We start from the raw sequence: 13,525 nt of genomic DNA, 5'->3' as shown, positions 1-13,525 counted from the left end.
AGGTGCGCGCTGTCTTTCGCGTTTTTTTGACAGGAAGAGAATCTGCCAACCCATCTCTCAGACGACTATGATGCATTTCGATACCCTCGCCCTCCGCGCTACCCATCAGCCCGATCCGACTACCGGGGCCGTTGTTCCACCTATATACCTGTCTACTACGTTTGCCCGTAATGAAACCAACGAGTTACCCGCTGGCTACACCTATACCCGGCCTAATAACCCAACGCGGGAAGCCCTGGAGAAAGCCCTGGCGGCACTCGAAGGCGGAGCGGTCGGCATGGCCTTCTCATCCGGTCAGGCGGCCGCAATGACCCTATTTCAGGCACTGAGTCCCGGTGATCATGTCGTTCTCTCAGCCGATGCCTACTACGGCACGCCCGCGCTGCTCGAACAGGTGTTTCATCCGTGGGGACTAACGTATACGCGGGTGGACATGCGCAATCTGGATGCTGTCCAGCAGGCTATCCACGGGAATACGCGCGTTGTGTGGTGCGAAACACCGTCGAACCCGATGCTGTCGATTACCGATTTGCTAACAGTGAGTCGCCTGGCTCATGAGGCCGGGGCCATCTGCGTTTGTGACAACACATGGGCTACCCCTGTACTCCAGCGCCCGTTCGACTTCAACTGCGATGTGGTGATGCACTCAACGACCAAATACCTCAGCGGCCACAGCGACGTATTGGGGGGTGCGTTGATTTTTAAGCGCGATACCGAATTTGCGCAACGAATCCGGCTCTTGCAGGGGCTATCCGGAGCCGTGCCCTCTCCCTTCGACTGCTGGCTCGTCAGCCGAGGGATTAAGACGCTGGGCGTACGGATACGGGCGCAGACGGTTACCGCCCAGGCTGTTGCCGAATTTCTGAACGGTCATTATGGGGTCGAAAAGGTACACTATCCAGGTTTGCTCAATCATCCCGATCGCGCATTAATTCAACAGCAAATGAATGCCCCCGGCGCTATGCTGTCGGTGCAGATAAACGGGGGAGCCGCAGAAGCCATCCGGTTTCTCGGAAAGCTGAAACTGTTCACACGGGCAACGAGTCTGGGCGGAGTCGAAAGCCTGATCGAACACCGGGCCAGCGTCGAAGGGCCAACCTCCGCAACACCCCAAAACCTGTTGCGCCTGTCGATTGGCCTGGAACATGCCGATGATCTAATCGCTGATCTGGCCCAGGCTCTGGCCGACTAACCCGCTATTTTTCCGGTTTGCCTGGCACGATTGGCGGTAAACCGGGACGTTGCCGGTTTGGCTCTATACGTTGCCAGGATGGCGGATAGACTTGTTGCATGAAAAAATGTTCGGACGAATCCGGGACTTTCACCGGCATATTATCCAGCGTAGCCCGTACGACATTGTTCGGATCGCGATGGTCCCGGTAGAACGAATTACCCGGCCGAGCAATGGGCATGGTGCCGGAAAACGGTATACCCGGTATCGAATCGGGCCGGGCTGTTGATACCGGTAGCTGAGCGCTTGCGTGAGCGGCACTGAACAGTAAAACGGGTAGAATTAGCTTCATAGCATTCGTTCGTTACAGAAAGCAAGATAATCAACAGACCCATAATCAGGCACATACGTTGCAAGTAAACCATCTGAATTTATTTAGAAACTAAACGCTTAACACGGTGGTTCATCCTGCATAAGAACCTACTTAAGCAATGAAAATCGCCTTAATTTCTACCTCGTCGCGCAAAAACAGCAATTCTCTGCGCTTCGTCAACTACATCCGGCACCTGCTGGCTGACGATGGGCAACACGAGGTTTCACTGGTTAATTTTGAAAACTACGATATTCCATACGTGGGTCAAGGCTCTGTCAAGAGAGAAACGCTCACGCCTTTTGAGGAGGAGTTGATTAATGCCTGGGAACCAGCCGATCTGGTTCTGTTTGCCATGCCCGAATACAACTGGACCGCGCCCCCTCAGGCTACCAATACAATCCACCAGATGGGCGTTCCTTCGTTCAAGCACCTGTTCGACAACAAGGTATTTGCGATGGTCGGCATCTCGAACGGTCGGGGTGGTCGCCAGCCAGCGCTGGATATGACCACGGTTGTCAACAAGACGATTAGTTTTACGAACAGTTATTCGATTGTGTCGCCCAAGTTATACGAGTCGCACGAAACCGATAAGAATCTGGACGAACAGGGTCATTTCGTTGGTAACGAAGTTTACGAGCGGACAGCCAAAGCCTTTTTGCAGTATACGCTTACTGTAGCGCAGCGCTGGATCGTTACCGAACCCGTAGAAAAAGTCTGATCGTAATCACATTACCGTCAACCAAAAAAACAGGCAGGCATCCATCGAGATACCTGCCTGTTTTTTTGGTTGACAATTCGGAAACGCTAATTCGTCAATTCTTTTTGATAGAGTCCAATCAGCGTATCGACGGCATAGTCGATTTCATCCGTGGTGTTGTATTTACCGAACGAGAAACGAACGTAGCCCCGGTCTGCGTCCAGTCCCGGCAATGCCGCTAGTACATGCGAACCGACATTCGAACCACTGGAGCAGGCCGAACCTCCCGAAGCCGAGATCCGGGCAATGTCCAGACTGAACAGCAGCATATCGCTCATGTCGGACGCGGGCAAGCTCACGTTCAGAACGGTGTATAAACTTCCCTCGACATTAGCCGAATCGCCATTGAACTGCACATCCGGCATACTGGCGCGCAACCGATCGATCATTCGCTGTTTTAGGGACGTGATATGTTGCCGGTGCTCCTCCATGTCCCGATAGGCGATTTCCAGTGCTTTGGCCAGCCCAACAATGCCGTATACATTTTCGGTGCCACCCCGCATATTACGTTCCTGCGCCCCACCATGAACGAACGGATTAATTTTTGCGCGTTCGGCGTTGACGTACAGAAAACCGACGCCCTTGGGCCCGTGAAATTTATGCGCCGAGCCAACAATGAAGTCAACCGGCAGTTGTTGCAGATCGTGCCGAAAATGGCCCATCGTCTGAACCGTATCCGAGTGAAAAATAGCGTCGTATTCCCGACAAATTGCACCCGCCTGACTCAGATTCAACAGATTGCCGATCTCGTTGTTACCGTGCATCAAGGACACCAGCGAACGGCCAGAACCCGTATTTTTATTCGTTTGCAGGAGCGTTTCCAGATGCGCCAGATCGATGTGTCCTTTGCTGTCGATGTTTACCATACTCAGTCGAATCGACCCTCGCTTGGCCAGATGCTCCAGCGTGTGCAATACGGCATGGTGTTCCAGTGGCGATGTGATCGTGTGCGTCAACCCGTACGTTTCGATACTGCTTCGAATGGCCGTGTTGTCTGCTTCGGTGCCACCCGACGTAAAGAAGATTTCGGCAGGCGACGTATTCAGCAAACCGGCAACCGTTTTGCGTGCCTTTTCTATCGCCGTACGTACCATCCGACCGTGGCTGTGGATGGACGACGGATTGCCAAACTGCTCCGTCATGAGCGGCAGCATGGCCTCTAAAACTTCAGGAGCAAGCCGGGTGGTGGCGGCATTATCGAGGTATACAGCAGCGGGTGGTGTCATTGGTTATGCGTTATTCTGGCAGCTTTCAATCGGACAAAGGTACGCTGAACGGCTGTAATGACGAAACACAATCCGAATCTCCGACGTTCTCTTCCCAGTGTTAATCTGCATACAATGGATTTTTCTCAGGCCACTGGCCTCATTTACGCCGAACTATCAACCTGGATTCGTGCCGCCATTCGGTATACGCCCAAGCTGGCCGCTGCCATCTTGCTGCTGGTCATTTTCACGTTCCTGTCGCGCTGGCTGAGCAAATGGGTGGTAAGTGGTCTTGACCGGGTTAGTAGTAATGTTTCGCTCATCAACCTGACCGGTGCCCTGAGCCGCGTGCTGATTCTGGCCGTTGGGTTGTTTGTAGCGCTGGGCGTACTGGGACTCGACAAGACCGTAACGTCATTGCTTGCGGGGGCCGGGGTCATTGCCCTAGCTGTCGGTTTTGCGTTTCAGGACCTGACGGCCAATTTCATTTCGGGGGCCATGATCGCGATTGCCCGTCCAGTTCAGGTCGGTGACATCGTTGACACAAATGGGTATACGGGCAAGGTGCTGGACATCAAGCTTCGGTCCATCGTTATCGATAACGGACAGGGGCAGACGGTCGAGATCCCGAGTAAAGATGTCTTTCAAAAACCCATCAAGAACTACTCCCGGCTTGGCCAGCGACGGATCGAGGTAGCAGCTGGTGTCTCGTATATCGATGATTTGGCAAAGGCGCAGCAGGTTGCTAAAGAGGCCGTTAGTCTGTTGCCGTTCGTGCTGGCCGAACGTCCGGTCGATCTGCATTACCGGACGTTCGCCGATGCCAACATTCAGTTTGTCCTCTGGTTCTGGATCAGTAATACCACAAACCCACAGGCGGCCCTCAGTGATGCGATTATGGCGATCAAACGGGCATTCGACGACAACCAGATCCTGATCGTTTTTGCCGGCCAAACGTTCGATTTGAAACAAAAACTTTCGTCCCCGGCACCAGAGCCAGCAGCGCCCTAATCGACAATTCAGGCACCAAAATTTACCCCCAAATTGGCGCTAACAAAAGGATTTAGACAGGCCACCAAGAAAGTTTAGACAAAATCGTGCCGCGAACAACTTATTTAAGCTAGTTATGGTTCAATAAGAAACGGTCTTATTTACCAATACCTGCACTTAAGCTCGTTCGATCTCAAAAGGGCATCATTCTCGACCTATCATCATCATGTTTATCACATGATAAGCCCGCGAGAACAAACATAAACTATGGAAACGTTCAGTAAAAAGGAAAAAGAAAAGCAAAGACAAAAAAAGAAAAAAGATAAACAGGAAAAGCGGGAAGACCGTAAAGCGAATGCCCAAAAGGGCCAGGCTCTCGATCAGATGTTAGCTTACGTAGATGAAAACGGCAACATTACATCTACCCCTCCTGATCCCAGAAGAAAGCGGCAAATCAATGAAGAGGACATCCAGATTGGGGTTTCCAAACAGGAAAATGACTCCTCGCCAGAGGTTCCTCGCCAAGGCATAGTGACTTTCTTCAATGCCTCCAAAGGCTACGGTTTCATCAGAGACCTTCAGAGTCAAGACAGCATTTTTGTGCACATAAATGCGCTGACAGAACCAATCAACGAACAAGACAAGGTCAGTTTTTCTGTCACCCGGACCCCCAAAGGGCCAAATGCCGTTGACGTAAAGAAAACGGTCGCATAAGTCCGTCGTTCAACCGACTTGTCCTGAGTTCATACGAACCCGTCAGTACTCCCTAATCGGCAGGCAGTTCATTCATTTCCCTACGCTAACTGGCGTAGGGCTGGTTGCGGTTCTATTTTATCAATCAGCTTATGAGCAAACCCATTTATACATCCATCCCGCCTACTACAGATAATGTGTATTGGATGCTCAAATTTTCGGATGGTAAAACGAGTATTTATATTCCTCGTGATAAGGTACTTGATCGGCAACTGAAGATAAAGTTTCAGGCAGAAGTCGCTTCCAGAACGTCTGTTCGCCGGAAAAAAGGCTAACCGACATTAGTTTCGGCAAATAAACCCGATTCGACGTTTGAGCAAACTATGCAGCTGGCAATGACCAGAGCATATTCTGCTCAAACTTTTTTTTGTAAGTAGCGTGGGCGGAAGCCCGCGAAGTAGAAGCAACTAACAATATCTTTCCTCGTTCGCGGGCTTCCGCCCGCCTTATTTACTATAAATGATACAAGTTATTTTATGAAAAATATGATTAGTTTAGCCTGTAGTTGATCATCTACTTAATTGGTAATACAGGTATGAAAAAGGCTGTATTAGTTCTCTTCTCCGTATTTATCGGCACTACTGTTTCTTTAGCGCAACAACACCGTGGTTATACGCCTATGCCAGTGTATATACCTGTCAATCAGACGCCCGCTGTCAATTACCAATACCATGACGGAACGGCTTTTCTTCGGGATGGGACTCGATTGACGGGGCGGTTTCAGTACAATGGGCGATCAGTTTTTACGTATAGAGCCAGTAGTCAGGCCCCCCGAAAGCGAATAGGTCTTTCCATGATCAGGCAATTGACACTGGCTGGCGCTGACACACTCGTGAACAGCCGGACGGATTCGACGCTATTTGTTCGACTGGGCAACCGATTGTATCGACAATTAACCGGTGGACTGACGATGGTACTGGATCGCCGACTTGTTGTTGACGAAGAGCGGGGGAAACTAGGCGGGAAGATATACGTGCTTGATGAAGCCGGCGATCTGCACACATTTCACTCCCTACAGAAGCTCAACAAATGGTTCTACGCCTTCCGCGAACAGTCGGGCAAGAAACTACCAGACAGTTATTTAAACGAAAGTGAGATTGTGAAGGCGGTTGCTCGGATCAACGAAGAATGAACAAAAAAGGGCCCTCCATAATAGGAAAGGCCCTTTTTTGTGACAGTACCGTACCTATTCTTTTTTGTACTGCTGAATGATCTTGTAAAGCGCTTTTTGTTTTTCCAACTCGGGGAAGAACTCAAACAATTGAACGTGCGCATCGTAATCGAGCGATAAGGCAGCTTCCAGTTGCAGCAACGACTCCCGATAGTAGCCTGCGTGAATCAGATACACTGCCGACCGGTAATACAGATCGGCTTCTTTCGGCATGTCGTCAATGCCCGACTGAATGATCTCGTTTGCTTTCAGAAAGTCGCCCTGATCGAACGGCACCAGTGACCAGGTCAGGTACACATCCGGGTTTTCGGCATCTACCTCGGCGGCTTTTTCGAAGGCTTCAATGCTCGACAGCACATTGCCGATTTTATACTCCGTTTCAGCCAACGCGAGATAATACTCTCCGTTCTGATCGCTCAGCTTAACGGCTTTTTGCAGAAATTGCAGCGCTTCGTACCACTTCCCCGATTCGCTCAGGCAAACACCAATGCCATACCAGGCTTCGTCCCACAGGTTGTCCAGTTTGATCGCTTCGCGGTATTCCTTGATGGCTTCGGGCAGACGATCCTGCTTTTCGAGGCTGGCCCCGAGGTGGCAATACGTATCAGCCGTCGCTTCTTCGTACTTCAGCGTTTCCCGATAGCAGACTTCCGCTTTCTCGAATAACCCCAGATTCATGTATGTGTTGCCCAGATTGAAATGAGCGGACGCGAAATCATCTTTGATGATGATCGCATAATCGTACGCTTCAGCCGCTTCGGCGTATCGGGCCAGCTTACTGTAGGCGATCCCGATGTTGTACCAGGCATTGTACGAATAAGGATCCTTGTCGATCAACTGCTGGTAATACGTGAGGCTATTCTCCAGCTCCCCCGTCACATCCAGGCAGAATGCCAGCTCGTACAGCGCGTTTTCGTTGTTGATATTCAGCGCAATCGACTTTTTGTACTGCGTGATCGCTTCGTCATATTTGCCCCAGTTCTGGTAGCTTTGCCCTAACTGAAATAAAATGTCTTCTTTTTCTTCGGCCCGGTCGAGTAACTCTTCCAGCACGTGTATCGATTCTTCGTAGCGACCGGCCATATTCAGTACAGACCCCTGCATAAACGGCACGTCAAGGTCACCCGGATTAAATAATGAAGCCCGTTCCAGTAATTCCAGCGACTCATCAAATCGTTGAAAATTCGCCAGAATCTGGGCTTTGTCGAGCATAAGTTCCAGCGCATACGGGAAGTTTTCCAGACCGGATTCGGCGGCTTTAAGCGCCTTGTCTAAATCACCATGATTAAGGTAATGCTCAACCATTTGTTCATAGACGTCCAGGTCGAAAAACTGGCTTTGCTGCTGATCCAGCATTTGCTCAAAACGCCGGATTGATTCTTTAATATCGCCTTCTCGTTCTTCGAACTCTTGCTCCATGCTATTGCCTTCAAAAATGTTGGGCGGATAGGGGCCGCACCAATGGTGCGATTTATCCTTTGGCAGTGAAATATAAACTCAAAAAAGCAGAACTCCAATCCCAAACCTGAAAATTTTAGAACCGTTCGAGCAGCATCAAACGGCCCTTCCTGATCCCGTTTAGGTCTGTTGAAACGCGTCTGCCACGCGTTTCAGTGTCTTACTCAATGGTCGGTACTGAAAACCAAGCACCTGCTTAATTTGTAGTCCATCATACGCATACATCGAACTCGACGAACGGGCCGTCTCCCTGGTGATAAGCGGTTGTTTTCCTAAAACCCGTGCTCGAATGGCCTCCAACGGCCAGAGTAATCGGGTTAGTGTTGGCGACACCCGCTTCGTTGGTGGCCGTTTGCCTAGTTCGGCTGCTATCTGTTCTAACAAGGAACGGTACGGAATGGTGCCCCCATTCAGGATGAACCGCCGGGCCGTCACCTCAGCCTGCATCAGACTAACCAGCGCATCGGTCACATCGAGCACGTCTACGTAGTTCACCAGCCCCGCCGGGTAAAACGGACGTTCATCGTGCACGTACTTGATGAGTTGCAGGCTGCTCCGATTCCAGTCACCGGCCCCGAGCACGATGGACGGGTTGACCATCACCGCGTTAAGTCCTTCGGCGACACCGCGCCATACTTCCAATTCTGCGCGGTACTTGGTTTTGGCGTAGGTCGAATTATTCGGTGATTCTTCCCACTTCTGCGTTTCATCGACATGGATCAAGTCACTGGTTTTTCCTCCCTTCGAAACCGGACGCCCGATAGCCGCCACCGAACTAACGAAGCCCAGTTTTCGAACACCCGCGTTCAGGCAGACATTCACCACATTAGCCGTTCCTTCGACGTTAATGCGCTCCATCTGGTCACGGTCCTTTGGCACGAACGACACAATAGCCGCAGCATGAATGACATCGGTTTGGGGGTGAATGGCGGCTTCGAGCGATGGAATATCCAGAATGTCGCCTGCGTACCAGGTAATCTGGTCGGCGACATCGGCGGCCATACCATACCCACTGTCGGGGCGTTTCAGAGCCGAAACCGGTTGACCCTCAGCCAGATACCGACGGGCGATGTGTGAGCCAATAAAACCAGTCGCGCCGGTAATGAAAACCGGATTACGTAATGATGATGCCATTCAAAATTCGTTCAAGCGTTTGAAAGCCGGGAGCCTGCCGGGTGTGTCTGCTACCATGATCGTCAGCATGTTCGACACGTTATATCGTTTACACCTCATTAGCATCGGATCGAATACATTCGGGTTATAATTAACATAACAGGGTTAATTTCGACCCAGTTCAGGAAATTATTTGTGTTTGGCGCGTTGTTCTCCATAGTAACCCGGCTTGTCTCTCTTTTCGTAAACATAACAAGGTTCGGGCTTGAATTGCTAATTTTGCGGTCAAATAAGCTGTTCGTGGTTTTTAGGGCGCGGTCAAACCCGAATCCCAGAAACAATAAGCCACCGCATCGGCGGCCCACCAACAACAAACTCGATTCCATGTCTATCGAAAACCCACAACGCTATACCGTTACGGCGGCCCTCATCTACGCCAACGGGCCGATTCACATCGGCCACATTGCCGGTTGTTACCTGCCCGCCGATATCTACGTGCGCTACCTGCGCTCAACGGGCAAGGATGTAGCCTTCATCAGTGGCACCGATGAGCACGGTGTCCCCATCACGATCAAAGCCAAAAAAGAAGGAATCACGCCTAAGGAGGTCGTCGACAAATATTACGGTCAGATCAAGCAGGCATTCAGCGACTTCGGCATTTCGTTCGATATCTACTCGCGCACTTCGAATCCGATTCATCACGAAACGTCGCAGGAGTTTTTCACGAACCTCTACGACAAAGGCGATTTTGACGAAGAGGTTACCGAACAATACTTTGACGAAGTAGCCGGGCAGTTTCTGGCCGATCGCTATATCGTCGGCACGTGTCCGGTCTGCGGCAATCCCAACGCCTACGGTGACCAGTGCGAACGCTGCGGCACTGCCCTCAGCCCCACCGAACTCATCGAACCCCACTCGACGCTATCGGGTTCAAAACCCGTCATGCGGGCTACCAAGAACTGGTTTCTTCCGCTCGACCGGATGCAGCCGAAGATCGAAGAATACGTGAACAGCCATACCGAGTGGAAAACGAACGTATTCGGGCAATGTCAGTCGTGGCTGAAAGAAGGGCTACGTCCCCGCGCCATGACCCGCGATCTCGATTGGGGCATCAAAGTCCCCCTACCCAATGCGGATGGTAAAGTCCTGTATGTCTGGTTCGACGCGCCCATTGGCTACATCTCGATGACCAAGGAATGGGCCGAGCAACAGGGACGCGACTGGGAACTGTACTGGCGCGATAAAGACACCAAGCTCGTTCACTTCATCGGCAAAGACAACATCGTCTTCCACTGCATTATTTTCCCGGCCATGCTGATGGCCGAAGGGAGCTACATTCTGGCCGATAACGTGCCCGCCAACGAATTCATGAACCTCGAAGGCAACAAAATCAGCACATCGCGCAACTGGGCCGTCTGGCTCCATGAGTATCTGGAGGAATTGCCCGATAAGCAGGATGTGTTACGGTACGTTCTGGCGGCCAATGCGCCCGAAACCAAAGACAGTGAATTTACGTGGAAAGATTTCCAATCGCGGAACAACAACGAACTCGTCGCTGTATTTGGCAATTTCGTGAACCGGGCCGTTGTGCTGACGCATAAATTCTGTGACGGAAACGTCCCTCCTAGTTACGGGCTGACTGATTACGATCAGCAGGTATTGGACGAACTGGCTCAGTTTCCCGACCGCATTGGTCAGGCGATTGCCAACTATAAATTCCGTGAAGCATTGGGCCATTTGATGGATTTGGCCCGTCTGGGCAATAAGTATCTGGCCGAAACCGAGCCGTGGAAAGTCGTCAAAACCGACCAGTTACGGACAAACACGATTCTGAACATCGCCCTGCAAATCTCGGCGAATCTAAGTATCGTCTGCGAACCTTTTCTGCCCTTCACGTCGGAAAAACTAAGAAACCAGCTCAATATCACCGAGTCGTTCAACTGGACGAACGCGGGTCGTGCTGACCTGCTCGTTGAAGGCCACGCTTTAGGCAAAGCCCCCGCTGGTCCGGGAGACCTGCTGTTCGCTAAAATTGAAGACGATGAAATTAACAAACAGGTTCAGAAATTACTGAATGCCAAACGCATGAATGAATTAGAAACGAAGACGGTACCGGCTCTCCGGACTGAAATTACCTACGACGATTTTGCCAAAATGGACATCCGGATCGGCACCATAACTGAAGCGGAACGAGTACCCAAGAGTGATAAACTACTAAAATTGAAAGTAGACGACGGCTTGGGTGGCCGTCAGATTCTGAGCGGCATTGCCAAACATTTTACACCCGAAGAGATCATTGGCAAACAGGTAACGTTCCTGGCGAATCTGGCCCCGCGCAAGATGATGGGTTTCGAGTCGCAGGGTATGATCCTGATGGCCGAAGACCGCGACGGCAAACTAGCCCTGATCGCTCCCCCCGATTCGGTCTGGAACGGCGGAACCGTGTCGTAACCGGCTCCAGCGCAGCTACTTAAAAGCCGGGTGCAATTACGTATCCGGCTTTCTGCTGAACTAGTTCCGCATCACCGTTCGTTGTGTAGTTAGTTGCAAAACAATATATTTGACTTAAATACACGATAGTTATGGAAGTCCAACAAAAGAAGGAATTAACGCCCGAGGCAATGGTTGCTTGGCTTCTGGAACGGCAGGAGTACAAAAAAAAGACACAGCTACAGTTCGAGAAAGACTGTGAGTCAGGAAAAATAAAGAAACTGCTGAAGCATGCCAAACCCGCTTTCTGATAGGTATACTCCGTTCAAGCTAGACGATGATTACGTTTTTGTTACCGATGATGGCAGAACCTATTCTGTGTCATTTGTAGAACAACCATTCTTTAATAGAAGCGATTTTATCTTTTCAGATAGCACCTTCGAAGTTTTTCTTAGGCTCGAGAAAAGCCCACCAGCCTATTTCACGGATCCTAAAATAGGCGCTACAGTAACGGCTATTCTTCAAAATTTCATTGAGAAAGACCCGTCGCGCATTGTTTTCTTCACTTGTGATACGGCAGATGGTAGACAATTGGCCCGTTTTCGAAAGTTCTCGTCCTGGTTCAGCGAAAATAGCGATGGTAACTACTTCAAACTGGAAGACAGCGTTACCTATTTAGCTTTGGATAAGCAATTTCTCATAACGCTGATTATGCGGAATGACAATCAGAACATTGTCGACATCGTTTCATCCTTTGTTCAATTAACGAACGTCCTTCGCTTGCGTAAATAAGTTACCCCTTAATAGCATGGTCTGTTTTCACGTCCTGGCCTGACCAGATTTTTTTAGACGTCCAGTCTTCGCCCGTTGCCAGCCAGAACGGGTCTGTTGCGGGTAAACCCAGCGGCAGAAACGCCACCGAACATAAGTACAGACTCCCGGTCGAAATGTAGGTTTCACCAATACTGGGCTGATGACCGCAGAGCCCAATCTGTAGCCATCCTTTCGGGTCGAATGTTCCGGAAACGTCCATCGTCCGGTGAATGACCGCCGTTAGTGCCGCCCGAACCTGACCGGGCGACAGATCAGATGGAAGGTTGTTCTGCAACGTCAGTTGCGATAGCAGCTGAAAAGCGCCACATCGATACGCCAGCGACCGCCCGAATGCCGCAAAGGAACCATCCGGATTGATTAACCGCTCCTGCACTATACCATAGCGCTGAGCACGAACCAACAGCGGTTCATACAGATTTTGATCCGCTTTTTTGGCCTCAACCAGTGTTCTCACGACATCCAGCAGCATCGGCTGGATCACGTAACTGTTGTAGTAATCCCAGTGAAAATCAGGCCCGTCGCCGTAGACCCCGTCCCCTTTATACCAGGCCTGGTGCTGTCGGATCGCATAATCCATTCGTAGCTCGTCGCCCGAACCCGTAAATTTCAATAAAGCTGCTTCAACCATCGCGCTGAACAGAAGCCAGTTGCTGTAACCCGGTTTAATGGACCGAGTCGCCTGCAAGGCTTTGACCAGATTGGTTTGTTCTTCAGCACTCAGCGCACTCCACAACTTAGGAGCCCGAAGCAGGCCGTGGGCCAGAAAAGCCGCATCAACCAGCGGTTGGCCCCCTTTCGTAAAATTCAGGTAATCGGGTGCCTGCGGGTTAACGGCATTGGCAATGCTTTTCCAGGTAAGGTCGAAATAGCGTTGCCGCGTTCGTCCCTCCGGCGTATCTTCGACCTCCAGCTGAAGCCACGGAGCCAGTCCGGCTACCGTTCGACCGAGTGCTTCCAGATGGGATACAGCCAGACGTCCCTCCTGCTGGCCAGGTACGGATTCGACGGGCATATCCATTTTTAACCGATTCTGGGCCAGGGCCGTCAATACCGGTTCGGCCACTTTCAGCAGGGTGCGTAGCCAGTAGGCCCGGTCATCGTCAGTAGCGCCGGTAACGGCTACTAGTGTCGAATCAGTTGCCGCCACCCGTCCTGCCTGTAAACTCACCGGCAGTGCAGCAACCAACCGGGCAAACGTACGCCGTTTCATTGTCATATCGCATAAATAGCTTCCCCCTTTCTTTTCGGCGCTATCTTGGCCAAAAATAAG

The 13,525-nt window shown here is 51.0% G+C and carries 14 protein-coding genes; 9 read left to right on the top strand and 5 right to left on the bottom strand.

Features of this window, described 5'->3' with window-relative positions:
• The first annotated feature begins 70 nt into the window (after window positions 1–70).
• Entirely contained in the window at window positions 71–1,192 is a 1,122-nt protein-coding gene (locus GK091_RS12085; RefSeq protein ID WP_164040759.1) for a trans-sulfuration enzyme family protein, read from the top strand.
• Between the two features lie 4 nt (window positions 1,193–1,196).
• Here GK091_RS12085 and GK091_RS12080 read toward each other — a convergent pair whose 3' ends face one another.
• Window positions 1,197–1,523, bottom strand: a complete 327-nt coding sequence (locus GK091_RS12080) for a hypothetical protein (RefSeq protein WP_164037958.1) — start codon at window positions 1,521–1,523, stop codon at window positions 1,197–1,199.
• A 139-nt stretch (window positions 1,524–1,662) separates the two neighbouring features.
• Between GK091_RS12080 and GK091_RS12075 the strand changes: the two genes are divergently transcribed.
• Window positions 1,663–2,262 carry an NAD(P)H-dependent oxidoreductase gene (locus GK091_RS12075; protein WP_164037955.1) on the top strand — a complete coding sequence of 200 codons (600 nt, stop codon included), beginning with the start codon at window positions 1,663–1,665 and terminating at the stop codon, window positions 2,260–2,262.
• Window positions 2,263–2,348: 86 nt separating this feature from the next.
• Here GK091_RS12075 and GK091_RS12070 read toward each other — a convergent pair whose 3' ends face one another.
• A complete protein-coding gene (locus GK091_RS12070) occupies window positions 2,349–3,527 on the bottom strand; it encodes a cysteine desulfurase family protein (protein ID WP_164037952.1) in 1,179 nt (392 codons plus the stop codon).
• A gap of 114 nt (window positions 3,528–3,641) precedes the next feature.
• Here GK091_RS12070 and GK091_RS12065 point away from each other — a divergent pair, with 114 nt between their 5' ends.
• The 4 genes from GK091_RS12065 (at window position 3,642) to GK091_RS12050 (ending at window position 6,381) form a co-directional block, all read left to right on the top strand.
• The gene (locus GK091_RS12065; protein ID WP_164037949.1) at window positions 3,642–4,517 is read left to right on the top strand and encodes a mechanosensitive ion channel family protein; all 876 of its coding nucleotides are present in this window, start codon (window positions 3,642–3,644) and stop codon (window positions 4,515–4,517) included.
• A 246-nt stretch (window positions 4,518–4,763) separates the two neighbouring features.
• A complete protein-coding gene (locus GK091_RS12060) occupies window positions 4,764–5,210 on the top strand; it encodes a cold-shock protein (protein WP_164037946.1) in 447 nt (148 codons plus the stop codon).
• Window positions 5,211–5,341: 131 nt separating this feature from the next.
• On the top strand, window positions 5,342–5,524 hold the full coding sequence (locus GK091_RS12055) for a hypothetical protein (protein ID WP_164037943.1): 183 nt from the start codon (window positions 5,342–5,344) through the stop codon (window positions 5,522–5,524).
• Between the two features lie 260 nt (window positions 5,525–5,784).
• Window positions 5,785–6,381 carry a hypothetical protein gene (locus GK091_RS12050; RefSeq protein ID WP_164037940.1) on the top strand — a complete coding sequence of 199 codons (597 nt, stop codon included), beginning with the start codon at window positions 5,785–5,787 and terminating at the stop codon, window positions 6,379–6,381.
• 54 nt (window positions 6,382–6,435) lie between these two features.
• Here the strand turns inward: GK091_RS12050 and GK091_RS12045 are convergent, their stop codons facing one another.
• Both GK091_RS12045 and GK091_RS12040 read right to left on the bottom strand, forming a co-directional pair.
• Window positions 6,436–7,839, bottom strand: a complete 1,404-nt coding sequence (locus tag GK091_RS12045) for a tetratricopeptide repeat protein (RefSeq protein ID WP_164037937.1) — start codon at window positions 7,837–7,839, stop codon at window positions 6,436–6,438.
• Window positions 7,840–7,998: 159 nt separating this feature from the next.
• Window positions 7,999–9,012: an NAD-dependent epimerase/dehydratase family protein gene (locus tag GK091_RS12040; protein WP_164037934.1), complete on the bottom strand. Its 1,014-nt coding sequence runs from the start codon at window positions 9,010–9,012 to the stop codon at window positions 7,999–8,001.
• Window positions 9,013–9,375: 363 nt separating this feature from the next.
• Between GK091_RS12040 and metG the strand changes: the two genes are divergently transcribed.
• The 3 genes from metG (at window position 9,376) to GK091_RS12025 (ending at window position 12,213) form a co-directional block, all read left to right on the top strand.
• The gene (gene metG / locus GK091_RS12035) at window positions 9,376–11,442 is read left to right on the top strand and encodes a methionine--tRNA ligase (protein WP_164037931.1); all 2,067 of its coding nucleotides are present in this window, start codon (window positions 9,376–9,378) and stop codon (window positions 11,440–11,442) included.
• A 131-nt stretch (window positions 11,443–11,573) separates the two neighbouring features.
• Window positions 11,574–11,732, top strand: coding sequence for a hypothetical protein (locus tag GK091_RS12030; RefSeq protein WP_164037927.1), 159 nt, complete (start codon window positions 11,574–11,576; stop codon window positions 11,730–11,732).
• The gene (locus GK091_RS12025; RefSeq protein WP_164037922.1) at window positions 11,713–12,213 is read left to right on the top strand and encodes a DUF6169 family protein; all 501 of its coding nucleotides are present in this window, start codon (window positions 11,713–11,715) and stop codon (window positions 12,211–12,213) included. Before GK091_RS12030 ends, GK091_RS12025 begins: the two co-directional genes overlap by 20 nt.
• Before the next feature lies 1 nt (window position 12,214).
• Here the strand turns inward: GK091_RS12025 and GK091_RS12020 are convergent, their stop codons facing one another.
• Window positions 12,215–13,465, bottom strand: coding sequence for a DUF2264 domain-containing protein (locus GK091_RS12020; protein ID WP_164037919.1), 1,251 nt, complete (start codon window positions 13,463–13,465; stop codon window positions 12,215–12,217).
• Between the last annotated feature and the right edge of the window lie 60 nt (window positions 13,466–13,525).

Origin of the sequence: Spirosoma agri (assembly GCF_010747415.1) — a bacterium.
GTDB lineage: Bacteria > Bacteroidota > Bacteroidia > Cytophagales > Spirosomataceae > Spirosoma > Spirosoma agri.
Note: the sequence above shows the minus strand (reverse complement) of the source record. Positions and strands in the feature narration are given on the sequence as shown.